The organism is Paenibacillus sp. FSL R5-0636, assembly GCF_037974255.1.
In the GTDB taxonomy this organism is placed as follows: domain Bacteria; phylum Bacillota; class Bacilli; order Paenibacillales; family Paenibacillaceae; genus Paenibacillus_AQ; species Paenibacillus_AQ odorifer.
This window is the reverse complement of record NZ_CP150232.1, coordinates 599,024-624,399: the sequence shown is the minus strand read 5'-3', so window position 1 is coordinate 624,399 and position 25,376 is coordinate 599,024. Positions and strand designations below refer to the sequence as shown.

The 25,376-nt window shown below is 45.4% G+C and carries 27 protein-coding genes and 2 riboswitches; of the genes, 7 read left to right on the top strand and 20 right to left on the bottom strand.

Annotation, left to right across the window (positions count from 1 at the left end; genetic code table 11):
- Window positions 1-39: 39 nt before the first annotated feature.
- From MKX34_RS02790 to MKX34_RS02765, 6 genes are all read right to left on the bottom strand, one after another.
- A complete protein-coding gene (locus MKX34_RS02790; RefSeq protein WP_036676741.1) occupies window positions 40-366 on the bottom strand; it encodes a metalloregulator ArsR/SmtB family transcription factor in 327 nt (108 codons plus the stop codon).
- A gap of 74 nt (window positions 367-440) precedes the next feature.
- Window positions 441-818, bottom strand: a complete 378-nt coding sequence (locus MKX34_RS02785) for a hypothetical protein (RefSeq protein WP_076103903.1) — start codon at window positions 816-818, stop codon at window positions 441-443.
- A 62-nt stretch (window positions 819-880) separates the two neighbouring features.
- Entirely contained in the window at window positions 881-2,449 is a 1,569-nt protein-coding gene (locus MKX34_RS02780) for a phospholipase D-like domain-containing protein (RefSeq protein ID WP_076103900.1), read from the bottom strand.
- A gap of 174 nt (window positions 2,450-2,623) precedes the next feature.
- A complete protein-coding gene (locus MKX34_RS02775; protein WP_036676736.1) occupies window positions 2,624-2,917 on the bottom strand; it encodes a putative quinol monooxygenase in 294 nt (97 codons plus the stop codon).
- 58 nt (window positions 2,918-2,975) lie between these two features.
- Window positions 2,976-3,611 carry a nitroreductase family protein gene (locus tag MKX34_RS02770; RefSeq protein ID WP_076101373.1) on the bottom strand — a complete coding sequence of 212 codons (636 nt, stop codon included), beginning with the start codon at window positions 3,609-3,611 and terminating at the stop codon, window positions 2,976-2,978.
- Between the two features lie 35 nt (window positions 3,612-3,646).
- Entirely contained in the window at window positions 3,647-4,075 is a 429-nt protein-coding gene (locus tag MKX34_RS02765; RefSeq protein WP_036676732.1) for a MarR family winged helix-turn-helix transcriptional regulator, read from the bottom strand.
- Window positions 4,076-4,233: 158 nt separating this feature from the next.
- Between MKX34_RS02765 and MKX34_RS02760 the strand changes: the two genes are divergently transcribed.
- Window positions 4,234-5,019: a carbon-nitrogen family hydrolase gene (locus tag MKX34_RS02760; protein WP_036676852.1), complete on the top strand. Its 786-nt coding sequence runs from the start codon at window positions 4,234-4,236 to the stop codon at window positions 5,017-5,019.
- Between the two features lie 100 nt (window positions 5,020-5,119).
- On the opposite strand, the gene MKX34_RS02755 is transcribed toward MKX34_RS02760, so the two are convergent.
- On the bottom strand, window positions 5,120-6,013 hold the full coding sequence (locus tag MKX34_RS02755) for a hypothetical protein (protein ID WP_081384020.1): 894 nt from the start codon (window positions 6,011-6,013) through the stop codon (window positions 5,120-5,122).
- Between the two features lie 239 nt (window positions 6,014-6,252).
- Between MKX34_RS02755 and MKX34_RS02750 the strand changes: the two genes are divergently transcribed.
- Window positions 6,253-7,140 (top strand): CHAD domain-containing protein, encoded by an 888-nt coding sequence (locus MKX34_RS02750; RefSeq protein WP_036676731.1) that lies wholly within the window; start codon window positions 6,253-6,255, stop codon window positions 7,138-7,140.
- Between the two features lie 28 nt (window positions 7,141-7,168).
- Here MKX34_RS02750 and MKX34_RS02745 read toward each other — a convergent pair whose 3' ends face one another.
- The 7 genes from MKX34_RS02745 to MKX34_RS02715 all read right to left on the bottom strand — a co-directional run bounded on the left by MKX34_RS02745 (window position 7,169) and on the right by MKX34_RS02715 (window position 13,663).
- A complete protein-coding gene (locus tag MKX34_RS02745; protein WP_036676729.1) occupies window positions 7,169-8,380 on the bottom strand; it encodes a Ger(x)C family spore germination protein in 1,212 nt (403 codons plus the stop codon).
- Entirely contained in the window at window positions 8,377-9,468 is a 1,092-nt protein-coding gene (locus tag MKX34_RS02740; RefSeq protein ID WP_036676848.1) for a GerAB/ArcD/ProY family transporter, read from the bottom strand. The genes MKX34_RS02745 and MKX34_RS02740 overlap by 4 nt, the downstream gene beginning before the upstream one ends.
- A 27-nt stretch (window positions 9,469-9,495) precedes the next feature.
- Window positions 9,496-11,241 carry a spore germination protein gene (locus MKX34_RS02735; protein WP_076101368.1) on the bottom strand — a complete coding sequence of 582 codons (1,746 nt, stop codon included), beginning with the start codon at window positions 11,239-11,241 and terminating at the stop codon, window positions 9,496-9,498.
- Between the two features lie 111 nt (window positions 11,242-11,352).
- Window positions 11,353-11,679, bottom strand: a complete 327-nt coding sequence (locus tag MKX34_RS02730) for a thioredoxin domain-containing protein (protein ID WP_036676728.1) — start codon at window positions 11,677-11,679, stop codon at window positions 11,353-11,355.
- 38 nt (window positions 11,680-11,717) lie between these two features.
- A complete protein-coding gene (locus MKX34_RS02725) occupies window positions 11,718-12,110 on the bottom strand; it encodes a MerR family transcriptional regulator (protein ID WP_036676727.1) in 393 nt (130 codons plus the stop codon).
- Between the two features lie 145 nt (window positions 12,111-12,255).
- Window positions 12,256-12,891 (bottom strand): ThuA domain-containing protein, encoded by a 636-nt coding sequence (locus tag MKX34_RS02720; protein ID WP_076103895.1) that lies wholly within the window; start codon window positions 12,889-12,891, stop codon window positions 12,256-12,258.
- A 49-nt stretch (window positions 12,892-12,940) separates the two neighbouring features.
- Window positions 12,941-13,663, bottom strand: a complete 723-nt coding sequence (locus tag MKX34_RS02715) for an SDR family NAD(P)-dependent oxidoreductase (RefSeq protein ID WP_076297314.1) — start codon at window positions 13,661-13,663, stop codon at window positions 12,941-12,943.
- A gap of 228 nt (window positions 13,664-13,891) precedes the next feature.
- Between MKX34_RS02715 and ytxJ the strand changes: the two genes are divergently transcribed.
- Together ytxJ and MKX34_RS02705 are read left to right on the top strand one after the other, a co-directional pair.
- Complete coding sequence (ytxJ, locus tag MKX34_RS02710; RefSeq protein ID WP_076103892.1) at window positions 13,892-14,218, top strand: bacillithiol system redox-active protein YtxJ; 327 nt, start codon at window positions 13,892-13,894, stop codon at window positions 14,216-14,218.
- Window positions 14,215-14,454, top strand: coding sequence for a glutaredoxin family protein (locus tag MKX34_RS02705; protein ID WP_036676715.1), 240 nt, complete (start codon window positions 14,215-14,217; stop codon window positions 14,452-14,454). Before ytxJ ends, MKX34_RS02705 begins: the two co-directional genes overlap by 4 nt.
- 100 nt (window positions 14,455-14,554) lie before the next feature.
- Here the strand turns inward: MKX34_RS02705 and MKX34_RS02700 are convergent, their stop codons facing one another.
- The 5 genes from MKX34_RS02700 to MKX34_RS02680 all read right to left on the bottom strand — a co-directional run bounded on the left by MKX34_RS02700 (window position 14,555) and on the right by MKX34_RS02680 (window position 22,007).
- Window positions 14,555-16,879, bottom strand: coding sequence for a histidine kinase (locus tag MKX34_RS02700; RefSeq protein WP_036676712.1), 2,325 nt, complete (start codon window positions 16,877-16,879; stop codon window positions 14,555-14,557).
- A 104-nt stretch (window positions 16,880-16,983) separates the two neighbouring features.
- Window positions 16,984-17,592, bottom strand: a complete 609-nt coding sequence (kdpC, locus tag MKX34_RS02695; RefSeq protein WP_076101422.1) for a potassium-transporting ATPase subunit KdpC — start codon at window positions 17,590-17,592, stop codon at window positions 16,984-16,986.
- Between the two features lie 55 nt (window positions 17,593-17,647).
- A complete protein-coding gene (gene kdpB / locus MKX34_RS02690; RefSeq protein ID WP_076297313.1) occupies window positions 17,648-19,681 on the bottom strand; it encodes a potassium-transporting ATPase subunit KdpB in 2,034 nt (677 codons plus the stop codon).
- 16 nt (window positions 19,682-19,697) lie between these two features.
- Entirely contained in the window at window positions 19,698-21,374 is a 1,677-nt protein-coding gene (gene kdpA / locus MKX34_RS02685; protein ID WP_076297312.1) for a potassium-transporting ATPase subunit KdpA, read from the bottom strand.
- A gap of 216 nt (window positions 21,375-21,590) precedes the next feature.
- The gene (locus MKX34_RS02680) at window positions 21,591-22,007 is read right to left on the bottom strand and encodes a hypothetical protein (protein ID WP_036676842.1); all 417 of its coding nucleotides are present in this window, start codon (window positions 22,005-22,007) and stop codon (window positions 21,591-21,593) included.
- Between the two features lie 252 nt (window positions 22,008-22,259).
- Window positions 22,260-22,449, bottom strand: a riboswitch (cyclic di-AMP (ydaO/yuaA leader).
- Window positions 22,450-22,868: 419 nt separating this feature from the next.
- Window positions 22,869-23,033, top strand: a riboswitch (cyclic di-AMP (ydaO/yuaA leader).
- Between the two features lie 80 nt (window positions 23,034-23,113).
- Here MKX34_RS02680 and MKX34_RS02675 point away from each other — a divergent pair.
- From MKX34_RS02675 to MKX34_RS02665, 3 genes are all read left to right on the top strand, one after another.
- A complete protein-coding gene (locus MKX34_RS02675; RefSeq protein ID WP_143760484.1) occupies window positions 23,114-23,656 on the top strand; it encodes a hypothetical protein in 543 nt (180 codons plus the stop codon).
- Between the two features lie 14 nt (window positions 23,657-23,670).
- The gene (locus MKX34_RS02670) at window positions 23,671-24,192 is read left to right on the top strand and encodes a hypothetical protein (RefSeq protein WP_051490930.1); all 522 of its coding nucleotides are present in this window, start codon (window positions 23,671-23,673) and stop codon (window positions 24,190-24,192) included.
- A 133-nt stretch (window positions 24,193-24,325) separates the two neighbouring features.
- Window positions 24,326-24,685, top strand: a complete 360-nt coding sequence (locus MKX34_RS02665; protein ID WP_155986523.1) for a hypothetical protein — start codon at window positions 24,326-24,328, stop codon at window positions 24,683-24,685.
- A gap of 462 nt (window positions 24,686-25,147) precedes the next feature.
- Here the strand turns inward: MKX34_RS02665 and MKX34_RS02660 are convergent, their stop codons facing one another.
- The gene (locus tag MKX34_RS02660) at window positions 25,148-25,357 is read right to left on the bottom strand and encodes a hypothetical protein (protein WP_179089320.1); all 210 of its coding nucleotides are present in this window, start codon (window positions 25,355-25,357) and stop codon (window positions 25,148-25,150) included.
- Window positions 25,358-25,376: the final 19 nt, after the last annotated feature.

The window sequence follows — 25,376 nt, the reverse complement described above, 5'->3', positions numbered from 1 at the left end:
CTGTTGTCAACGCCAAAATAACGTTAATCTATGCCATTTTCACTCGCCGCGCATGCCTTCCAGCAATGAAATGGTATTCACGAGATGGTTATCAAATATTTGTTTGGCCACTACCAGAAGGTCCTTGATCAGAGGATCACGTAAGGCATAAATGACTGTGGTGCCTTCTTTCACACTGGTTACTACATTTTTGGCGCGTAAAACAGCTAGCTGCTGGGATACAGCAGAACCTTCCGAGCCGAGAATAGCCTGCAGTTCATTCACATTCTTCTCACCTTCGCTGAGCAGCTCCAGAATACGAATACGCATCGGATGAGCCAGCGCCTTGAAGAATTCGGTCTTAAATTGCTGAATTTCGGTGTTCATAGCTTTCTACTCCTCTTGCTTAACTTTCTGAATCTAATGTTATCTTTGTATGTTATCTTAGTCCCTAAGAAGCGTCAAATACTGAAGGGATAGATTCGCACATCACGGACCTGCAATTCTACGAACACACCCAGTGCCATAGGTTCACCGAGACACTCGAACATCACTAACCCTTCACCTATTCGTAAGTATCCTGTGCCATCTTCTTCAATATTCTCCAACACGCCCGTAAAAATAACCCTATCCTGCTCGAGCCTGATATTGAACTCACCTGCAGGTACAGGATGGATATCCACCCACCTCATAAGCAGCTCCGAAAGCTCGAATTCCACATCCATTTCTGCCCCTGGATTCACAGGAGCACCACACCAGATTCCCCGGCCCTCCCCAAATTCTGTGAGAAAGAATACCTCGTCCTTTTTCAAACCACTTTTTGTAATTTTGATTTGCATAGCCAATACTCCACCCTAATGATTTATAACGATCATTATATCATGAGAATTAGCCCAATTTATCAAGTATAATTCTGGGTTACCTTATTCAGATAAGTACTAGGGTGTAGCCAAGGATGCTTAAAGAACTCACTTTTACTGGTAATCTTCCGCGAGACACTCAGGTCATAATCGATCATAGACTTTATCTGCTCTGCAAAGGCCTCCCCTTTTACCAGCATTCCCAGCTCAAAATCGTGGCAGGCACTTCTTTCGTTGATATTATATGAACCATGAAAAACGGCTTGTGATCTATGATCATAGGTAATTTTCCAATGGGAAAATCGACCGGTGGCACTGTAGTCATAGAAGGAAACACCGTTAATAAACGGCATATACATATTGCCTCTTACCGCCGCGCGATTTGTAGGATGATCATTGACCTCCAGCGGGTTGCAAATGTTCAAATTACACGAGCATTCCGGACCAAGCAGCCCGAGCCGATCCCAAAAATCCTGATCAATCAAATAAGGATTCACGATGATAGTCTCTTCAGCCGCGTAAGTAATTAAATCCAGATAATATTGTTGAATCAGGTTAACCGGGTTACCTGGAAAGCTTGCTAACAGCGTACATTCTTCCTCACCAAAATGATAATCTACATCAGGATAATAAAAGACATCATTCACGTCAAAATGATCTCCGCCTAGTAGCAGCCAGCGAGAATAGAACATCGCATTCAAAGGCTGCGCTGCAGCGCCGCGAATCCGGAAGCAGCCATCATGCCACTCAGCCTCTTTACTAGGAATCCCCTGTGGATGTCCGTCTATACTCATTGCAGAGGACGCCTGAACTGGGGTCTCATACGTATATTGGTCACCAATGTTTACACTGCCTATAATCGAGGTTACCCCATCTATGACCATAAACTTCCGATGGTCGATGACATTTAGTCCTGTGACCTCAACATCCTCTTGCACTTTATCCTGCAGAAACAGAATACTTTCCGGCACTCCCTCTTGCTCCAGCGCCTTTCGTTTCACCCGCCATTCCACGGCTGTATAATACGAATTGAAGGTATTCAGCAGCTTGGCGCCTGCATTCTCAAGCCGATCAGCAATCTTGGAGAACTGGCCGTACTCCAGATTATTACCGTACCCCAATGCCGTCAATGTGTAATTGACCATAACCCTTACCTTAACGCCACGCTTAAGAGCATAAAATAGCTCATCTGCAACCAGATTGCCCGAACGATCATTAAAGAAAAGCATGACAGACAGGTGGATATAATGCTGCGTTTTTCTAATCTCCTCTAATATCATTCCTAGACACTCTGGACCATTCACGTAAGGTGTTACTTGATTATTCCAAGTAGTCTGTGGAGCCAGAACCTTTAGCTTGCCTGAGTCTAGTCTGCCCAATACTTCAGTAAGTTGTTCCAGTAAGCTTGGGCTAAATCCAGGAAGCTGGAATAGCTGCTGACTTGTCGTAATGACTCCGCCAAGCGTCTGACGATAGGCTCTGGCAGCCTCTAGGTCTATCCCCTCAAGCTTACGCTCCACCTCTTCTCCTGCTACACCCATAATACGGGCAAGCGATCCACCGGATAGATAATAATTCAAGAAATCAATCATATTTCTCTGTGTCTTCATATGTAAAGTCCCCCATCGTTTATATTGCATGCCTTTGAATCAAGGTAAGGATAGATACCCTAGATCTCCTTTTTATAAACGGGGTGTAATGCAAAACAGGGATGCCCCACAGCCTTTATGGCTATGGATCATCCCTGTTTAGGTTTAAACAGAATTCCTAAGAATGGAGACAGCTTATTTTACCTGTTCTGCGCTAAATACTTTAACATCTAGAGGAGCAGCCAAGAATTCGCCAGCTTTAGCTGAGAAAGCAGTGAAATGAGCGCTCGTATTGTGGCTGGATACTGCTTCAGCATCACGCCATTGCTCAATCATGATAAATGAGTTGGCTTCTCCAGCATTCTCATATAGCTCATAAGAAAGGTTACCCTCTTCAGCATGAGTAGCAGCCAGTAATGCTTTAGACTCCGTCAAAAACTGTTCACGACGCTCTGGATTAACTTTAAGTACAGCATGAATAATGATCATTGTATATTCCTCCTAAGATTAGTGTTTATGGTAGCGCGTTGGCTTACTAACTTTATAATTATTTCCACTCAGCAACTTTATCGATAGGCAGACGAACAGATGGGTAACCTGCATCAACAGCTTTACCAATGGAGAGTAGCATTACAGGAACATAACGATCTTTTTCCATACCAAACGCTTCAGCGATTTGGTCTTTTTCAAATCCACCAATTGGGTTTGTATCGTAACCATGTGCACGAGCAACCAGCATCAGCTGCATAGCAACAAGTGCGCCATCGATAAGCACGGTGTCTCTGTTAATTTCCCGTGGCAGGTTAGCGAAATGAGCGGATAATCTGGTTAATTGATTTTCTTTTACTTCAGCAGGCATAAGTCCACGTTCAACAGCAGTACCGTAAATTTCTTCAGCATAATCGAAGTTGTTCAGATCACCAAAGATGGCAATCATAGCCGCAGAAGTCTCTACTTGTACGTTATTAAAACGAGCGAGAGGCGCTAAAGTAGCTTTAGCTTCGTCACTTTCAATGACCAGAAAACGCCAAGGCTGCATGTTCACTGAAGATGGAGCAAGTGTAGCTTCGGTAAGGATCTGTGTCATTTCTTCTTTGCTGATTTTAACGGATGGATCATATTTGCGGATAGAGCGGCGTCCTGTAATAATTTCTTGAAAGTCATTTGTTTGTGTAGCGTTCATATGTGTAATTCTCCTTTGAGTGTGTGATTTGTAAGTTACAACAGAATGATATTAGATTGCAGACGATTAAGCATATCAATGAGCACTGCTCGCTCCTGATCGTTAAAACCTGTTAGCAAAGTAGCGATAAACCGCCTTTTCTCTTCGCTATATTTAACCATTCTTTCCCGACCTTGATCGGTTAATGAGACCAATGTGACCCTGTTATCGGCTGGGTTATTGCGGCGGGCGATCATGCCACTCTCTTCCAATCCCTTCAGATGACGTGTGACGGCTGCCCCATCAATCTCCATTTCCTTTTGCAGACTGATTTGGCTGACTTCGTCTACCCGAAACAGTTCGTGCAGGAGGCGAAGCCGTGTGGGACTAATCCCGGCACAACGTTCGAATTTTGGAGAGATTCCTTTGTTTAAAGCCTGCAGCAGTTCAAATATATGCTCTTCCTCAGGACAGTGCTCCGTCAAAATATGCCTCCTTTCTAAATTTAATTGCATGCAATTGTTTTGTACAAAATTATACTAACGCATAATCATTGACCCGTCAACTAATATATCAAATCATTTTTAAAAAATCAACATTGCTTATCCTTATCCGGTGCTATACGCTTGAACAAAAGAGGAGGATACCTATGAGAATATCCCTGATTCAGCTGGATATAGCATTTGGCAATCCCGCTATGAATTATGCTGCTGTTGCCCAGAAAATAAATGAAGCTGCTTCCGCAGCCCCTGATTGTCTGATTCTCCCTGAGCTATGGACCACTGGCTATGATCTGACTCGCTTAGAAGATATTGGCGATCTAGAAGGAGAAATTACCAAGGAATTCATCTCCAGCTTGGCTAAACAATACAGCATCAATATCATCGCCGGTTCAGTGGCTAGCCGTAATGATGCTGGGGTCACCAATCGTATGTATGTATTTAATCGATCAGGTGAGCTTGTTGGACAATACAGCAAGCTGCATTTGTTCCAGCTGATGGAGGAGCATTTGTATCTCCAACCGGGAGAAACTAAAGGACTCTTCACATTGGACGGCATCTTATGTGCAGGGCTAATCTGTTACGATATCCGTTTTCCGGAGTGGGTTCGCGCCCATACCGCACAAGGGGCGGAAATCCTGTTCGTCTGCGCTGAATGGCCACTGCCCAGGTTGTCCCACTGGCGGGCGCTGTTGATCAGCCGGGCCATCGAGAATCAATGTTATGTTGTAGCCTGCAACCGTGCAGGCAGCGATCCAGCCAATATCTTTGCTGGGCATTCTATGATTATTGATCCTTGGGGAGATATTGTGTGTGAAGCTTCTGAAGAGGAAGAAATTCTAACTGGAGATATCGATTTACATCAGGTGCGTGAGATTAGGAAACAAATTCCGATTTTTTCGGACAGACGTCCTGAGTTGTATAATTAAAAGAGCGTGATTGAATATTAAAAAAAGACGTTTCGTAGGCTGGCTCTAGCCAGCTTTCCATTACGTCCTTTTTTAACAGACTCCAACCCATGCTTAGCCCTCAGGAATACCGCTCGCGAAGCACCCGCGTTGCATCGAGCACACGTGGATCATCATAGTCCAAGCTGTATCCTGTCTCTTGCTGCAAAATGCCGGATGGTCTAAGAGACACTCCCCGGTGAATTAAAGCCTGAATAATTCCCTCCACAAACACTGTCGCCACTTCAGGTCCACCGAGTTCACCAAGTCCAGCAATCGTCTCTGGACGAACCCGTGGATAAGCTAATGAGGAGTCTCCTCCGGAGGCTTGCGCATAGAAATCGCGGATTTGTTCACCGCGTTCTTGTCCCGAGCCAGAAACTACAACAAATGCATGTACAAAATAAGCATTATTCTGCCTACGCTGAGCGATCCCACAAAACTTCCGACCATTAATGGCCAGATCGAAATCACCCGGGCAGTAAGAACCAACAATCTCACCAGCCTCAATTTGCGCCGCAGCCTGTGGATGACTTATAGCAACCGCTTCCGTGATCAAAGCAGCCAAGAGCTTAAAGTCATCATGAAAGTCCAGCTTTCCACGTCCTTTGGGCAGAACTAGAGAAACATTAACGATCCCTGAATCCAGAGGCACCGCAGCCCCGCCTGAATGCCTAACCGCCGTTCTAATCCCTTGCTCCTCAAGCATAAGCATCGCCTGAGCTGCACACGGTAGCTTACTGTCCCGAAGTCCAAGCGCCACACCACCAGAATGACTCCACAGATGTAAGCTAGGAGGTATAATGCCCGCTCCAACATCCCTGCATAAGGTTTCCTCAAAAGCGAATGGAACCAACATATCTTCTAGGCTCCCTGCTTCTGTATCTTTGCTCTCATCCTTTGCACTCAGATGTTGAAAGAGCCCCATTTCTGAAGGAAGTTTACTAACTATTGAATCATACTCACGAGTATCCACCAAAGCCCCTCTTTCCCGAATATGAGCCACGAGACCTGCTATTCTCTACCAGCTAAAGATCCAAGCCTATCCGTATAAATAATGATAGTAATATTGTAACCGATCTGTCTCTATGCTGTGAGTAGAGAATTGAAATGAGGTTATGATAACGCTATTCTTATAGTAAATGGACTTGCCCCAGAGCATAATAGGGGAAGCCCTAAATTCATGCTATCCCAAACGTTAAGGAGTGATGCTGCATGACAGGAGACAAGCTGACCAAAGAACGACAGCTAACCAAAACAAAGCAATGGGAACAAGCCCTTAACCACCTTTATATCAACTTTTGGGATTACAGCCATGACGCATTAAATAAATTCGCTGATGAAGATATCCACCAGGCAAGAGTGAACTGCCGTAAGCTGCTAAGTCTATTATCCATTCTTGATCCGCGGCACACTTCAGGCCTGTACCCTATTTTCAAAAAAGCGCAAAAGAGATTAGGTAAAGTGAGAGATGCAGATGTTCTAATAGAATCTTTTAAGAACAAGCGCAAGCAAGCGAAGGAGAACGGAGATTCTAAAACTGCAGACCTGTTAAAGGCAGTGATTGCTTACCAAAAGGACAAGCGCAAAACTTACCGCAAGAAGCTCACTAATGAGCTGCCTGAACTAATCAATGAAGGCCTCGAGGAAAAGTGGAAGACCTTCCTAAGCGAGCAGCTTGAAGCCCTAGTCGCAAAAAAGAATGTTAACGTTGTTATGCGTGAGCTTGAGATCGCTTATGAGCAGAAGAAAAAAACCTGTAAAGCTATTTTTCATGAAGACAATGCCGAATCTAAAGAAGCCTTCGACGCTTTGCACCAGCTAAGAATTGCCGCTAAGGAACTGCGCTATACCGCGAGTGCAGCCGATTTTGCGTTAAATCAGAAATTTCATGCGCATGAGGAGATCTATAAGGAGATTCAAGATCAACTTGGGCTGATTAACGACAAACGTCTGTGGCTAGAAACACTGAATGCTATTGGACGTGAAGAACTGGACATCGGTAAAAAAACATGGAATGCCTTCACATCTCAATTAAAGGATGAAGTGCTCGATGCACTGCATCAGAATGATGTCATTCCTATCCAGACACAAACGAAGTAGCTCCATACAACATTGCAAATAGCCCTTTCTATTCAGCCGATGTATCTGATGCACCATACTCTTCAATATTCAGTTTCACTTCATAGGTAATCGGAATCTCGCTAAAGGTTTCATCCCAGTTATCCTCTACGCTCCGCCATACGGCTGGATGTTGAATACGCAAAGCGTTGCCGAAACCTGCAACCTCTGTATGCAGCTCCTTCTGCATTTTTTTCACAGTGACCTGAAGCATGTCTACGACATGCTTCTCTAGCACTGCTTTATCCTCCTTTACAATGCCGTCATGTAACTTCTTCGCACTCTTAGCAAAAGCCTCACCATATCTCCCCGTAGATTCTATTTTCACATGAAAGGAGATCTTCCCATCCTTCACAATAGCCTTATACTTGCTACCCAGGGATTTGATTTCATAGGTAATGAGCTTATTGTTAGACGGGTCGTATGCTTTGAGAGCACCCCCCTCTCCCTTTCCAGTCAGCCAGACCATTCCTTCCAGCTCCGATGCATCAAAAAAACCAACGAGTTTTCCCGTTTTCCCTTTAATTACGCCTGCTCCATCCAGCTTTGTCTCCTTCTCTTTTTCTAAAGATATTACATTCTGCAACATGAAACTTCTTTTACCATGCAAAGGACCCGCTACTTTAGCTATTGAAACTGGCTCCCATATCCTCGTGCTCCGACTTCTATTCACAAAAATCCCCTCTAATACAAATGAAGGGGTTTGGCCCGGCAGCGCATTTTCCAATACATCTCTGGCTTTTCCCTTGCTGACATATAGTAGAACACTGGGACGAATATCGTTATCCCTGCTAAAGAAATCAATTAACTCAGAAAACTTAGTAGAGCGTGCAAGCTTCTCACCGATCACAATGACCTTAAGGTGATGTCCGATCGGAGTACGTCTAGTACGCAGTGAAAGTGCCCGTAATGCTTCAAACATCGAATCACTTACTTCACTCATGTTATAGTAATTTCTGGTTGAGGATGGGGAAGCCCCAGACTTCATACCTGACCCTCCTGAGCCTTGAGGAATCGTAAACTGATAGGTACTCATTATTTGGGCAGGCATGGGATTCCCCCCACCTCCTTGCTGAGTTGCCTCCTCATCCCCTGTCTCCTCCGCACTGTCCAGGGCAACACCAATCTCCATACTCAACTCCTCAACAGGTGTACTGCTCCAGCAACCGGTCAACAGAATACATAATATAAGAAATGTAATCGACACTCTCCACTTTTTCATGAAGCCGCCCTCCGGAAATGTGCGATGATTAACAGCGGCAATGGAATTAATCCAAATAAAACGATCATCCAATTCCCCACAACTGTCCCTAATGCAAACAGAGCATTCACATTTGGAGGCGTTCTGGAAACTACATAGGCTACTGGAAGTATAGCCAATAAGCAGCTATTAAATCGTTTATGAAATATTTGAGAAACTCCCAAAGCAGCAGCATAAATAGTGATGCAGAAGGTGCAGAAAATTTGCATAATCCAGATTACCAGCAGCAGCGATTCAAACCTCTCAAAAATAAGATAATTCACCTCAAAGCTTCTCACTAGATCAAGAAATGGCCAAGTTCTTGTGACCACTCCATCTATAGAAAACGCACCAATAGTCATTACAACGGCTAAAAGATAAAAGAACGTTGATATACATGATCCAGCAATAATTACCTTTACTGCTTTTTGTGGCTTATCCATAAAAGCAACAATGAACAGCATCGCTTCACCAGCAGTAAAAGTCAGAATGGTTGGCCTGATGCCCTTCCATACCGGTCCTAACCCATCTCCAAGAAAAGGCCGCAGATTATCGATATCAAAAACTTCAACACTAAGCAAACATACCCCAACAAAAACTGTCCATGCAATCGGAACAATCAACCTACACATGCTAGTTATGGCATTAAGCCCTCCTCTGCACAAATAGAAGGCTATCCAAATAAACACGGCAACAATAGCCCAAGGAGGGGTTCCCTCCAGCAGAAAAAAAGAGGTCACTTCCTGCACGGAACGTGCTTCAAAACTGGCTATGCACAGAAAATAAACAATCACTAATATAGAGAGAATCACTCCAAGTGGCTTGCCAATGATTTTCCCGCTAAATTGAAAGATGGTTTGACCTGGAAACCGTTGACTAAGCTTCACTATAATTAAACCTGTAAAAAAGGTAATCACTCCCCCTAAAAAAACGGAGATCCATACGTCTGGAGTCTCACTAGCCTCTACAATCGTCCGAGGAAGTGTAAGTATCCCTGCCGCAATAGTATAATTGGCTAATATGATCGTTGCTTGAACAGCAGTAATTCGGTCCTTAACCTCGGTACTCATAATTTCTTCCTCCTTTACCTAGACCCCTCACCCTTTGCGTCGGGGGTCCTTCGGCTTCAACAGCGTAGGGCGGCCTGTTAGAAATTGCAGTGGCATACGGAATATAAAATCTTTCCAATCCTTAATCTTATACGGTATGAACATGCCAAGATAGGGCATGCCAAAGCTTCTTAGCTTGATTAAATGGGCACTCAGGAAAAGGAAAAATAACACAACTCCATATAATCCAAAGACTGCTGCAGAAAACATAGCTACAAAACGGAGCGTGCGAAGTGTCATTCCAGCACTATACATAGGGATGGTGAAGGAAGAAATTGCTGTAACTGAAACAACGATGACTAGAATTGGACTCACAATTCCGGCTTCTACCGCGGCTTGACCGATGATTAGACCGCCAACAATCCCCATTGCAGGACCGATAGGTTTAGGCAGCCGGAGTCCAGCCTCCCGTAATATTTCGATTGAGGTCTCCATAATCAATGCTTCGATTAATACCGAAAAAGGTACACCTTGGCGGGAGCTGATGATTGAAATAGCCAACTTTGTCGGAATCAATCCTGGCTGAAAGGAGAGGAAGGAAATATATAGTGCCGGTGCAAACATTGATATCAATGCCGCGAGAAAACGCAGTAAGCGCACCAACGAACCCACCATCCACCGATCGTAATAATCCTCAGGTGATTGCAGCAGCATCCCGAAGGAAACTGGCATGATCAGGGCAAAGGGAGTGCCATCCAGTAAAATAGCTACTCTCCCTTCCAGTAGCGCTGCCATTACGCGGTCAGGTCTTTCCGTATTCTGAATCTGCTGGAATGGCGTGAAGCTATTATCTTCGATTAATTGCTCCACATAACCAGATTCTTGCACATCATCTATATCAATCGTCCTAATTCTTCGTTTGACTTCTTCGACAAGTTCATCATTCGCGATATCTTTGATATAAGTTAGAACCAAATCCTTCTTCATTCTCTTTCCTACAGTAAACGAAATCATCGCTAGCTCTGTGCTTTGCCCGTGCCTGCGCAGTAATGCTGTGTTGTCACTTAACGTCTCATTAAATCCGCTTCGTGATCCCCGCAAGACTGCCTCTGATTCAGGCTCCTCTATCCCTCTTGTGTTCCCCTTCGGGGTGCTGAGCACAATAGCCTCCGGTATCCCTTCCACTAGCAGCACTACAGAGCCGAACAACACCTTTTGAAGCGAGAGCTTCACATTATCCGTAAACTCAACTTCCGAAATAAGCACAATTTCATGAATGAGAATATCTTTTAGATCCTTTGCTTCCGGTATCGTATGGGGATCCTTAAAGACCTGATAAGCATCCATTAAAGGCTTCAGAATATTCCGATCCATTTTATCTTTATCCGTCAATCCATCTACAAATATAAGGGCCGCTTGCAGCTTTATACCTCCGATACGCAACTCCCGAAAACTCACATCATGCATATCTGTGCTCATCTCTTTAAATCGTTGCAAATCCTCCCGAAATTGACCGCTATAGCTTGCTCCTGTAGGACCTTCACTTAGATCAGCCGATCCATCTGGCTTAGCAACCTTTTTCGTGCCGCTAGTCCCTATAGATGTTTCTCCGTAAGGAACACCCCCGCCTATGCTGCCGGCAGCTTTTTTTGCTCTAGTACTTATCGTATCTTCCTTTGCCCTAGCCCAACTCGTCGTACGAATTAGAATAAACGGAACGAAAAAGATCATAAAACCTTGGAAAATTACGCTCCATTTAGGAATTAGCTCTAAAATACTACCCCACACCCTCATCACCTCCTTTATAGCTGTGTTCGTATTTTTTACCGAAGATGGTTAATTCATGCACAAAAAGAAGACCCCACAATATGGAGTCTCCCTAATTTCATCTTTATATTTATTGCCTTATGCTTGGAGAACCTTGTTCAGTATGCCTTGGTAGGCTGCTTTCGGACGCAGACCGACCAGCTTTTCTATAGGCTGTCCCTCTTTATATACAATGACAGTAGGCATCCCCATAACACCAGCTTCCCCAGCAAGATCCGGAAGTTCATCACAATTCACCTTTACAATAGAAACATCGTCTCCATATTCCTGGTGAAGATCTTCCAGAAGAGGCAACAGCACCTTACAAGGGGGGCACCATGGCGCACCATAATCCACCAGCACGGTTCCTCCACCACGTATTTCTGCCCGCACCCAATCCGCGCTATCGGCATTTATAATTGACATTTGCCATTCCTCCTCATATTTTCCAGCACCAGCAGTACCTATTCCAAGTTCTCCAGTGTACACGCGCCCAACTTGCTCTCATCCTGCTCCTGCAAGATAGATGCCATTCGTTCTTCCAAATTCCTCTTGATCTGATTTAGCTCTACAAGCTGACGTTCAATATCCTCCAGTTTACTGCGGTATAGTGGCATCACTTCTGCGCAGAAGGCTTCTTTGTTCTTCAACACACAATGTAGAAAGCCCGCGATCTGCTCTGTCGACAGACCCAGGTTCAAATATAGTTTAATCGTTTCTACCGTCTCTACAGCAAGTAAAGAGTACTCCCGATATCCGTTGGCCTGACGGATCGGCGAGATTAATCCCTGACTCTCATAGTAACGAAGTGAACGGACGCTTACGCCCGTCAGTTTAGCAAGCTCACCTATTTTCATAGCATTCTCCCCGGGGTTCATGAGAATTGTTCTACACCAGTATAAACCCTGACACCAATGTTAGAGTCAACAAAAAAAATCCAACCGCAGTTAACCCGCAGTTGGACTCGTGTTTTATGTTACAACAGGTATATCCGCTTATATCCTACAATAATCCCGCCGCCCAAAGTCCACCTCTACGAATCATCTGGCGAAAAGGCTCTACGGAAAATGACGGCAAATGATGACCAGGCATTAAATAAACAACCCGGCCTAGACCAAACTCATGGCACCAAGCCGCCTGCCTCATTGCCCCATCATGAGGATATTCCATAAGCACAGTTGTTTCGAAATAGGGATGCTGCTCAAAATAATAAGGCTCATCATCGATCACAAATTCTTCTATTCCCTGCATAATGGGATGCTCCCCTGCCGGTATGGACATCTGGAGCGAAGTGAATTCTGGATGATGAGTGAAATGAGCTCCCAGCATGGCGCCTAGCTCCTGATTACGCTGTAAGGAGATTCCGTTATGTACCACTAGTAATCCGCCACCATTAGCCACATAGGAGAGCAATGCGCTGCTTTGTTCCGCCGGTATTTTATCATCGGAGAATTCGGTATAGGAGATCACCAGCTTGTAGTCAGATAATGTTTCTTTATTAAGCAGCCCGTAATCCTCCGAGGAGAATACCTGCAGGTCATTGGCAAATATCTGCTCAATCTCCCGGTCTACTCCCGCAAATGGGTGATATTTAACCTCCGAATAACTTCCGAGTGCCAGTGCTTTTAGTGTAGACATCCTATCATCGCCTTTCTTCGTGTACTTTTTTTGATTACGGGAAACCCCTCTACCAAGGCCATGTATTGCCATCCACATCAAGATAGGCCGGCTCATCCCCTAGATATTTTTTATACTCCATAACCTGACTTATAATCTGATCTGCGGACACATCAGGTGAAATATCCGCTTGCTCATTTTTTTCGCCATGCATATAAGTCTTCATCCAGCCGGGGTGAAACACCATCACTTGACCCCCAAGCGTCTTTAGATGATTGTGCATCAGGGAGGACTGCATATTCAGTGCCGCTTTAGACATGCAGTAGCCGTACATATTAATACGCTTATTTCTGCCAATGCTGCCCGCTTCCGAAGAAATATTAACAATTAATTTATCCTTACTTTGCAATAATAGGCCCATAAGTGCATTGCTGACTCTCAACGCGCCTAGCGTATTCACATTATAAATCTCTGCCATGCCCTCATCATCCATATCCACCAGCATCGTAGCATCATCTGCGGAATGAATAATTCCGGCATTATTAATAAGAATATCAACATGCCCAGTTCTGCTGGCGATAGCCCTTGCTGCCTGCTTTACACTATCCTTACTACCAATATCGAGTGGAATAAGTTCCAGCTGTTCCGGATACTCTTCTTGAAGCGCTTTCAATTCATCTGCGTCTCTCATGTATTGTCCAGCAAATACTAAGAACTGTTTCTCTAAAAGAGAGTGTACAAGAGACAATCCAAGACCCCGATCAGCTCCAGTCACACATGCGACTCTGTTCATTCTTATCAACACTCCTACCTAGTAAGGATTATTGAAGCAAGTTGTCTTGCTTTCACCTTAGCATGCCGTCCCCTTTTTTTCAACGCGCTAAAATGAGGGTTTGGTCATCCTTGGATTAGCTGCTCCAGAATCCTTTTTGTTTTAAATTTAATATATGTTACAATCATGATTACAGGTTGTTAACAACACAATGGTTAGTAAAATAACGATCCCAGGAGGGTGATATCTATGTCTATTCAACAACTTCATACATTGGAAGATCTTAAGCAGTATGTGGCTAAACCTGGCAAAAAACTGCTGTTCAAACACAGCACTACCTGCCCGATTAGCGCCAAAGCTAATGAAGAATTCCAGGCTTATCTAAAGGATGCGGATACTGCAGCAGCAGTAGTTCTAGTCATCGAGGATCGTCCAGTTTCCAATCAAATTGCCGAGGATTTTCGGATTAAGCATGAATCTCCACAGCTCTTCCTGCTTGAGGATAATGAGGTTCGCTGGAACACTTCCCACTGGAAGATCACAAGAGATGCTATCAAAGAGGCTGTGAACCAATGAGCCAGCAAGTGATTGTTTATTCAACAGCAGGCTGCAGCGATTGTAATCTGGTCAAACAATATCTTACGGAGCAAGGTATCCCTTTTGAAGTAAGAGATGTTATGACTAGCACAGTCTATCAAGAGGAAGTCGAAAAGCTTGGTTTCATGGGTGTTCCTGTTACTGTAGCAGGGGATCATGCCACCAAGGGATTCAATCTTCCCGAGCTGAAAGCACTCATCGAAGCGGCCCAGTAATTCATCCGGTTAATTATTTAGCACTTGATATATGCATACCAAAAAAGGGTATTCCAACAGCCACTTGGCTAGGAATCCCCTTTTTTCATTGTTCTAAAGCTTAAGGTTCCTCACGCATAAGATTTGCCACGACCAGTACATCTACATTTCTGGCCGAACGCAGAATCTGCTTAGTGACATCCCCACGCAGCCATTTACGTACCCAGGAGCGTTGAGATTGGCCGATAATAATCTGTGTGCTCTGTAAGGCTTGAGACCTTTCAAGCAGCAAGGAAGACACTCGTGCCGGGAGCACGTTAGGAATCATCTTAAACGTTCCACCCAGTCGTTCCGTCAATTCTTTCAAATCATTAATTCGTTTATCGTAAGAAGGCCCGCTCTGCTTATATTCCTGTACGTACGTAACATACCAGCAAGCTTTTAGACGATAGGCAATCCGAAAACCTCGCCGAATCAGACGTTCCGCATGATCTCCTAAGGTGATGCACACATAGATCACTTCCTGCCGCCGCCAAGGTCCCCGCAGCGACCCGACACGTTCCCAGGCCTCCAGACGTTCATCCACATCATCAGCAATTTCCCGCAGCGCCAGTTCACGGAGGGCGATTAGATTGCCGATTTTGAAAAAAGCCCCCAGCGCCTGATCCACTTTGGTCATCGCATATATTTTCCCATCCTTCATCCGCTCTTGCAGTGTTTTAGGAGATACATCGATAAGTTCAACCTCGTCGGCCCGTTGCAGAATGCTGTCTGGGAAAGTCTCTCTAACTCTAACTCCGGTAATTTGTTCTACAGCATCATTCAAGCTTTCTAAGTGCTGAACATTCACTGTGGAGATTACAGAGATCCCTGCATCCAATAGCTCCATAACATCCATATACCGCTTCTTATGTTTGCTGCCCGGCATATTGGTATGTGCCAGTTCATCTACCAGTACGACCTCCGGATTACGCTTAATGATAGCTGCCGTATCCATTTCCTCAAGGACAGTCCCCCGATAGTCAATACTCAGTCGCGGAAGGATCTCCAGATCACCGATCTGTTCAAGGGTTTCTTTACGTCCATGCGTTTCTAGTAGTCCAATAACAACATCGATCCCTCTCTTTAGGAGATCATTTCCTTCTCGCAGCATCTTATAAGTCTTGCCCACTCCGGGAGCAGCACCAATGTACACTTTAAATGTGCCCCCACGAATGGCATCGATTTTATCCTTTACTTCCTGACTGCTTAATCTGTGATAGGCATCGGCTTTCCGCTCATTTCGGCTCTGCCGGGTAGGAAGAACGCGTTCTCCCTCACGCTCAGCACGATCAGCCACGAAAAACACATCTACTCCGCGGATTTGCTTTAACAATGAGTTAGCAATCGAACCCTTCCACAGCTCCTGCCACGCCGTTTGCTTGGAGTGTCCCATAACGATACGGGTAATATTATGCTGGATGGCGTATTTCACTAGAAGTCCCGGAATCTCCCTCTTCGAGCGAAAAGAAATCTCCTCCATCGAGGCCCCAATCTTCTCAGTCAGCTTCCATAGGGATCGCTTGAAGGTTGCTGCTTCCTTAGAGGGCGTCAGGCCCTGCTTCCAGAAGGATACCACCGCCAGATCTCCGTTTAACCGTTTAGCGATTTGCTGTCCACGGCGGATATGAATCGAGCCATTCCAATAATACTGTGCGGACACCAACACTTTTTCGGCAATCCCCGAAGCCCCCAGCAATCCTTGCTCCTCCCGATGCTTCTCCAGCGAGCCATTAACATCCTCCGCAACCATTCTCAGCGCCAGCTCCCGCAGCTTGCTTAGATTCCCTTTGTTAAAAAGCGAAGTCCGCTGCTTCTTGCCCAAATGTCCTTCGGACAAACGTTGAAGTATCTTTTCCGGAGTCACATCAATTAGAACGATATCATCTGCAAGGGTGAGCACTTCCGCAGGCAAGGAATATTCCACTTCAATCCCCGTCCACTTCCGCGCTAGATCTGCTGCGCCCTCCAGCTCGTATACGTTTACAGTTGTGATGACACTAATTCCACAGCCCAATAAATATTTGATATCCTCCAGCCTAGTTGATCTCTCCGCACCCTCGCGATTATGATGAGCCAATCCATCGGTCAGTACAACCTCTGGATTACGTGCCACAATAGCCTCCACGTCCAGATCCTTCTTCTCGATCTCCTTCTGAAACCAATGAATACTTGGAATCCGTTCCAAGTCACCCAGCTGATCCCTTGTTTCTGGACTCTGGTTGGTTGAAACCGCACAGATTACAACATCGATGCCCTGTGCTTTCAGCGCCTGACCCTCACGCAGCATCTGATAGGTTTTGCCCGATCCGCTGACCGGACCAATATAGATCTTCAGGCGTCCACGATGCAGCTCATAAATAGAGAGCAGCAGTTCCTCCGGCGTCTTCCTCCGATATGTTCCCATCAAGACCACTCCTTAATAACCCGTTCATCCATTCACTCTTCTATGCCAGAAAGCAAGATATCCCTGACCCAGTTTGAACAATCGGGCAGGGATATTAGCTATATTTATTTGTTCGTTAATTTCTGCAGCTCCATGTTCAACTTCAGAACATTTACCCGCTCTTCACCAAACAGCCCTAGATCGCGGCCTTCGGTCTGCTTACTCACTAGCTCTTCCAGCTGCGTGGCTGGAATCCCGGTCAAATTACTGATCCGGGGAATCTGCACAATTGCCGACGCAGGAGTGATATGCGGATCAAGACCTGAACCCGAGTTGGTTACTAAATCAACCGGCAGCTTGTTTACAGGCACATCCGGATTATCCAGCTGCCACTGTGTGATGGAATCCTTCGTCCGCTGCAGCATATCCGGGTTGGATGGGCCGTAGTTATTGGAGCCTGAAGCTTCCGCTTTATAATCAATGCTGGATACACGGCCATGGAATAACGCCGGGTCCGTAAAGCTTTGCCCGATGAGTTCTGAACCCACAACAACTCCAGCGTCATTCTTCAGCTGACTGCCGTTTGCTTGCGATGGCATCAGAACTTGAGCAATCGCTGTAGTAGTCAGAGGATAAATCACTCCGCAAAGAACAACAAACACTAGACATAGCCGTAATATAATAAAGAAATTAGCACCCTTCGATGATGACAACTGTTCTTCAGCGTCCGCAATCGATTTTCTGTTATTCACGATGCTCTCACCCTTTCAATGATTAGTCAATCCGTTGTTATATCCATACACTTACGAGCAAATCAATAAGTTTGATGCCCGCAAAAGGAACGACTACTCCACCTAAACCATAGATAAAAATATTACGTCCCAGCAGCTTCATAGAACTCATCGCTTTATACGAGACACCTTTCATAGCCAATGGGATCAGCAGCGGAATAATAATCGCATTAAATATTAATGCAGATATAATTGCCGAGCTAGGTGAACCCAATCCCATGACATTCAGAGCTTCCATTTCAGGAATGGCGAGCATGAACATTGCCGGAATAATTGCGAAATATTTAGCGATATCATTCGCAATACTGAACGTTGTCAACGCGCCCCGCGTCATCAGTAGCTGTTTACCAATAGCTACAACCTCAATGATCTTCGAGGGATCGGAGTCCAGATCAACCATGTTTGCTGCTTCCTTAGCGGCTGTAGTCCCACTGTTCATCGCTAAGCCCACATCAGCTTGGGCAAGGGCAGGTGCGTCATTCGTTCCATCACCAGTCATTGCCACCAGCTTGCCTTCGTTCTGCTCGCGGCGGATAACCGCTATTTTATCCTCAGGTGTACTCTCTGCAATAAAATCATCTACCCCTGCTTCACGGGCAATAGTAGCTGCGGTCAGCGGATTGTCCCCTGTACACATGATAGTCTTGATTCCCATTTTTCGCAGCTCATCGAACCGCTCTTTCATGCCTGGCTTAACTGTATCCTTTAAGTAAATAAGTCCATAAATCCGGTTGTCTACCGCAACAGCAAGCGGGGTCCCCCCCATACGAGCGATAGCATCAGAATTACTGTCGAGGTTCGCGGGAATGACTCCGCCCTTCGACTGTACCCATTTCTTCACGGAATCGACTGCCCCTTTACGAACAGATCGTCCATCACACAGATCTATACCACTCATCCGGGTCTCAGCCTTAAACTCTACGAACTCTCCGCCTTCAGCAAGTTTGCTGTCATAGCTGCGTTCCAGCTTCTTAGCCAGCTCAATAACAGAACGTCCTTCCGGAGTCTCATCCTTTAGCGAACTAATAGCTGCCCAAGCCGTAAGCTCAGCTTCCGTTTCATCTCCAACTGGCACAAAATCACTCGCCATCCGGTTTCCGAAAGTAATCGTACCGGTCTTATCTAGAATCATTGTATTAATGTCGCCGGCAGCTTCAACGGCCTTCCCTGACATAGCAAGGACATTAAACTGTGTGACGCGGTCCATCCCTGCTATCCCGATAGCAGAGAGCAGTCCCCCGATTGTGGTCGGGATCAGACAGACCAGCAAGGCGATCATAACAGGAATATCTAGATCAACGCCCAGATAAGTCGCAATTGGCCGCAAGGTCACTACTACAATCAGGAAAATCAACGTCAGACTGATCAAGAGTGTATTTAGTGCAATTTCATTGGGTGTCTTCTGACGTTTCGCCCCTTCAACGAGGGAGATCATCCGATCCAAGAATGACTCACCGGGATCACTGGTAATTTTGACTTTAATCTCATCACTAACTACCCGGGTGCCGCCTGTGACTGAGCCGAAATCTCCGCCGGCTTCCTTAATAACAGGTGCAGATTCACCTGTAATTGCCGATTCATCTACGGAGGCCAGCCCTTCAATCACTTCACCATCGCCAGGGATAAGTTCTCCCTGACTGACGATCACGATATCTCCTTTCCGCAGCTCGGAGGAAGAAACGGTCTTCACAGACCCTCCAACGAGCTTATTAGCTGTGATATCCTGTTTCGTTTTCTTAAGCGAATCCGCCTGGGCCTTCCCGCGGCCTTCAGCCAGCGCTTCAGCGAAGTTGGCAAACAGCACTGTGAATAACAGAATGAACAACACCGTGATATTGAAGCCTACCGATTTCTCTGCATTAAAATATCCGGGGGCCAGTACCATAAGCAATACAATAATCGTGCCGATTTCGACTACGAACATGACCGGATTTTTGATTAACGTCACCGGGTTAAGCTTAATAAAGCTATCCTTTACAGCGCTTAGGAGTATGGGTCCCGTCAGCAGCTTTTTTCTTTTTACAGTACTCATCTTGTTCTCCCTCTTCCTACCGTAAGGTCAAATATTCTGCAATCGGGCCGAGCACAATGACCGGCAGAAACGTCAGCGCACCGATAATCACTACCGTACCAATCAGAATTCCGGTGAACAGACCATTGTCTGTGCGGAATGTGCCAATCGTCTCAGGAACCGGCTTCTTCTGGATCAGTGAACCTGCAACTGCCAGCATTGCGATTATAGAGACATAACGGCCAAGCAGCATTACGATCCCGGTTGTAACATTCCAAAAGGTGGTATTGTCCGCAAGCCCTTCAAATCCTGAACCATTGTTCGCGGCAGAAGAGACATATTCATATAACACTTGGCTAAGTCCATGGAATCCGGGATTCGTGATGGAACCGTTGCCCAAGTCCGTTAAGAACGCACCTGCTGTTGGTACAAGGATAATGAACGGATGCACAAGGATAGCAATCGCAATCAGCTTCATCTCCTTGGCTTCTATCTTTCGCCCGAGAAACTCTGGTGTTCTGCCAACCATTAGTCCACATAAGAAGACGCCCATGATGGCATACATCAGCATATTGATTAGTCCTACACCTTTTCCCCCGAAGACGTTATTGAGCATCATTAGGGCCAGAGGGGTAATGCCACCCAGCGGTGTCAGCGTATCATGCATATTGTTAACACTACCTGTCGTAGCTGCCGTTGTTACCGAAGTGAACAGCGAAGATTGCGGGATACCAAAACGCACCTCTTTACCTTCCATGCTGCCTTGCGAAGACTCGATCCCCAGCGCATTAATAGCGGGATTCCCTTTAGTTTCCGCATAATAATTCAGCCCCAGCAGCAGAACGAACAAGGTCATCATTGCTGTGAAAATCACCCAGCCCTGACGTTTGTTCTTAGCGAACAATCCGTACATATATGGCAAAGAGGCTGGCAACATCCACATAGAGAGAATCTCCAGAACGTTCGTAAGTGGATTAGGGTTCTCAAAAGGATGCGCTGAATTGGCTCCGAAGAAGCCGCCACCATTCGTACCTAAGTGTTTAATTGACTCCAAAGAAGCGACTGGACCGATAGCGATTTGTTGCGTCTGCCCTACGAGTGTAGTGACCTCAAGCGATGGCTTGAGCGTTTGTGGCACATGCAACCCTACCAGCACCAATGAAACTAGCAGAGCTAATGGAATGAATACACGAATATGTGCTTTTACGAAGTCCTCAAAAAAATTCCCGACTGATTTCTGTCCTGTAATCCCTCTGACAAAAGCAACCGCAACAGAAAATCCGCTCGCTGCAGACGTGAACATCATCATCGTGATGACTGCCATTTGTGAAAAATACGATAGTCCCGTCTCCCCGCTATAATGCTGCAGGTTCGTATTGGTCATAAAGCTGATCACCGTATTAAATGAAAGCGTCTGTTCCATATCGGCAATTCCATTCGGGTTCAGCGGCAATCCCCGCTGTAATCTTAGAAAAATATAACTGAAAGCAACCAGTACGATATTAGTTAAAACAAAGCTGAGTGCATACTTCTTCCAGGACATTCCGTCCCGTTTTTTCAGGCCGATCAGCTTATAAATACCTTTCTCTGTGCCTGCAAACCAGCGATCCGTACGATTCGGTTCGTTAGAAAATACATGATATAAATACGTCCCCATCGGCTTGACCAACAAGATGAGAATTACAATTACGACGACTATTTGCAAAATGCCCATGAATGCCCCTCCTTAAAATTTCTCAGGATGAATCAACGCGTAAACCAGATATATAAACAACAGTAGGGTAACAGCGATTACTAGAATCACAGCTTATCCCTCCCCGTATCCTCAACTACACCTGCGCACCAGCGCATAAAGCCATAAAATAACCCGTAAATTACAGCTAACGAAGCCACCATATACAGATCCATCATATCTTCCGCACTCCTTCCATTATCCTTGATGAGGTGATCTATCGATTAGAAAATCAGCATCACCACTATGGGAATAGATTACATAGCTCGCACCAAGTCTTTTATAGACCAATCTAGGATTTATAGAACTTGTAATCACAAAAATTGGCTGTGTCGTCCAGGTACGGCACATCTGAATATAGCGGCAGCAAAGCGGAAAGCTGCTCTCAAACAGATATACCCTGCCTACCGGGAACGATGGGCGAAACCAAGTGCTCTGATGGCGGGTATCCACTAGAATAACCTGCTCGATTCCGAGCTCCTCTAGTAAAGCTTTCTCAGCCAGATTGTTGGTTAATCCCGCCATCTTAATACCCCTGAACTTCAGAAGTTTAATGAAATGTTCTCCCGCCTTTGTAGGCGCACATACAAGCACATATTCATTCTGATCCGTCATCTCTTTTTTCTCCTCCTGCTCATTTACAACAAGGAGGCAACGAAAATCTCCGAAAGGATGTTGACCTATCGTCATTTTCGGGCACAACCTAAAGCTCGGTTGTGTCACGTCATTAGACGCTGCCTTACAAATACCGCTAATGATGAATTTAGCGACCTCTTGGGGGAGGCCTCCATAAATGCTTTGCTTCTAAGAGCACAGCAAAAAGCCACAAAGGATCTCCTCTGTGGCTCGCTAGCGGTCACATTGCACTCATCCTCTCTCCATACGCTTACGAGGTTAGCTGTCGGATTCGGGCGGTGAGAGTCGCCCTACCTGTATAGATGCGAGCTCACTCGCACCCTCTACAGGATTCACCCCATAATCAGCTTCCGACTCTCACATCGGCTGCCGATTGTTGGTTCCCCCGCTTTCCTTATCGGAAATTAAGCGGATCAAATATTCGATTGTCGTTGAAACAGGAGTAATCATACTCTTATGCACGAAGACTTGTAAAACCTGAATGATGCCAAAATAATGCAAATTAAAAACTATTTTCCCATTAGATAGCGCTTACTTGATATCTAATCTCTCTATATCTCTTGTTTACTCGAGTTTCGAGCGTTTAATCGCTATCTATAACCCATGTGATTTTATTCACCTTTTTAGAGCGAAAATACTGCAAATTCCCTTTATAGGTAGAAACGCAAGAAGCTGAGGTTGAGCGAGAAAGAGGCGCGATAACACGCCATAAATACCTATTTACCTCGTTTTTCAGTCGTAGTCGGCAGGATATGGTTAAAATCGCTCTAAAAGAACATTTTCCGTTTTTTACAGAAAATCTTGAAAAGAGTATGATTCGGGTTGAATCTAATTCATGAAAAACAATCAACGCTGAGTTCCTGCATTCGCAGGGAACGGGGGAACCATCAGGCCACCTGGCCTACTTGGGGTGAATCCAAAGGAGACTGCGTAAGTCTCAATAGGTAGGGCGACTCTCACCGTCCGAATCCGACAGCTAACCTCGTAAGCGTAAAGAGAGAGACCCTTGATCCGCCACGCTTTGGCCCAGGTATATCTGCCTGTAATCCAAAACCGCAGCAGAGGTCCTCCTCTTGCTGCGGTTTTTGCGTTACCTGAGCCTATTAGGTGATAGCACGCTGGATGGGGTGAATGTTTTGAAGCACTATTATTTAGGGATACATCAAGGGCTGCTTGAGCCGATAAGTCTAAATTACGTTTGTTTCGGGGCCTTGTGGTTCGAAGAAAATAATCACAGATACATTGTAGGTTATGCATTTGGCCAGAACCAGATCCAAGCCCTTCGCCAATTCAGTACACCTTCTTCTTGTAAAGACTGTTTAGACTCTAAGATTGTATATGAAATATATAAAAAAATTCGAGAACAACAACAGCAGCAGGATTGGTCATCGCATCAAAAACTCCCGTGGTTTACAGCCTTCAAGGAGCCTTGGAAAGATGTAAGCGCCGGTTGGTATGTCTTGAGATCCCGCAGCACCTTTCCCTTACATCTATCTGTTATACGGAAAGAGAAGTTCCGACTATGGCTAGAGCATACCGCAGTCTGTGAGAATAAAATGGAAATGCTCGCTTGTGTAGAAAAGGCTAGTGTCACTCATCATGTAGACTTAAAGCTTTTGGAAATCTAAGGAGGAACCCTACTATGGACCAGCGCAGACTATCCCGCATTGAAGTATTTGTATTGGATGAACCCGAGCCTATTCACTATGGAATGGAAGGGGCTGAAGGCTGCCGTTATGGTATTCTGAAGCTCACCTGTAAGGGAGGTTGCAGTTGGGGGGCTTGTCTAATCTCTGCCAACACCAAAAATTTCGATCTCATTAAATGGAGTTCTTTTTTACGGGCTATCTGTCATTGCCGTCTTGAGGAAGCGCTGGATAAGGTCCGCCGCGAAGGTTCAGATTGGGAGCAGGTTAAGCTTGAGCTAGTTCAGGGTGCTTTGCAGGATTTAAAGGCCAAGCTCCAGGGTAAATCCTTGGCTGGGCATATTCAGCAAGGGCGTCTGTACAGTGTTGCAGCTGGGGGGAGCAATTCCAGAAGTGAACGGCTCTACTACAAACCTTCCAAAGCTTTATCCACTGCCTCCCAGCAGAAACACAGTTGCCCGGAACCAGACACCGCCGATCTTATCAATAAATCCATCTCTTACTTTTCTATATTATAGATTCAAGCAAATCTCTCATTCTGAAAGGATCGTGTTCACCATGCCTGACCCCTTACCTCCCGTGTCCACCTACAGTGCTAAATTTGCAGAGTGTGTTCAAAAGTATACTAATGAAGTCTACGTACTCAGTTCCATGTTATTAGAACAATCTAATGAGGCAGACAAGGTTACTATCCGCACCTTCACAGAGCTTCATAAAATATATCGTCAGGATAACTTCGACCCTCAGTTATTCTCTATCCACGCTTACCGCACTTGTATTCGCCAGTGTGCTGATTCTTTTGCCCGGCGCTCTCTTCTATCGGCTAAGGGATTACCTTGGGAGGAACAGCTTGTGAAGGTATTGTGGTACGGCTTAAAGCTGCCTCTTTCTCAAATAAGCATTATTCTGCAAAAAAGTGTTCCTGCACTGAAAGCACAGCTTAGAGCTGTACGGGAGCAGATGACCGCCCAAGCGGATATACGAACGAGCGCAAATCTTTCTATAATTTAGTCACTGACTAGAATTCAGACGATCTTTAAGCGCATGAAGCATCTAACGGACTCAGGAGCCTTTAATTGAAGCTTTTCCTCAAATTTGGCCGGCGTTCGGACTCCAGTAGAAATCCCGAGCGATGAGCGTCTCGGATCGTCTTCAAGCAGGCCCTAATCATCTTCCACCAAGGCAAGGCTTACGGACCCAGATGACATTATTTGCACGTTTATCGCCTTTTGAGCATAGTATCGGACTCCAGTGCAACTATTTGGTTAAAAGAGCTACTAATTCACCGTTTTTCATGCCAATAGCGACTATTGTGTCCGATATCTTGCCAAATCTCGATGATTGTTGCATTTAAGTGTTGCTGGGTCCGTTAGCTATATCAGCTCGTATACAAAGAGATTGCCAACGCAAAAACGGGGATATCCCAGCAACCATAAATGGCTGTTAGGATCCCCCCCGAAAATTCAGTACCTACTATTGTGCCTTACTCTTACGCGCCTTACTCTTACGCGCCTTACTGTACATCCACAATCCTGCCAACATCCCCACTATAGCAACACCGGTCAATACGCCTTGAACGAAATCCATAAAAGTGGAGCCATCCGGAAGCATTCTACTAACCGAAGCCAGTGATACCGAACTCATTAAAAGCATAATGGTATATTGTTCGCTTGGAGACATCATTAGCACTCCTTAAAAGTTA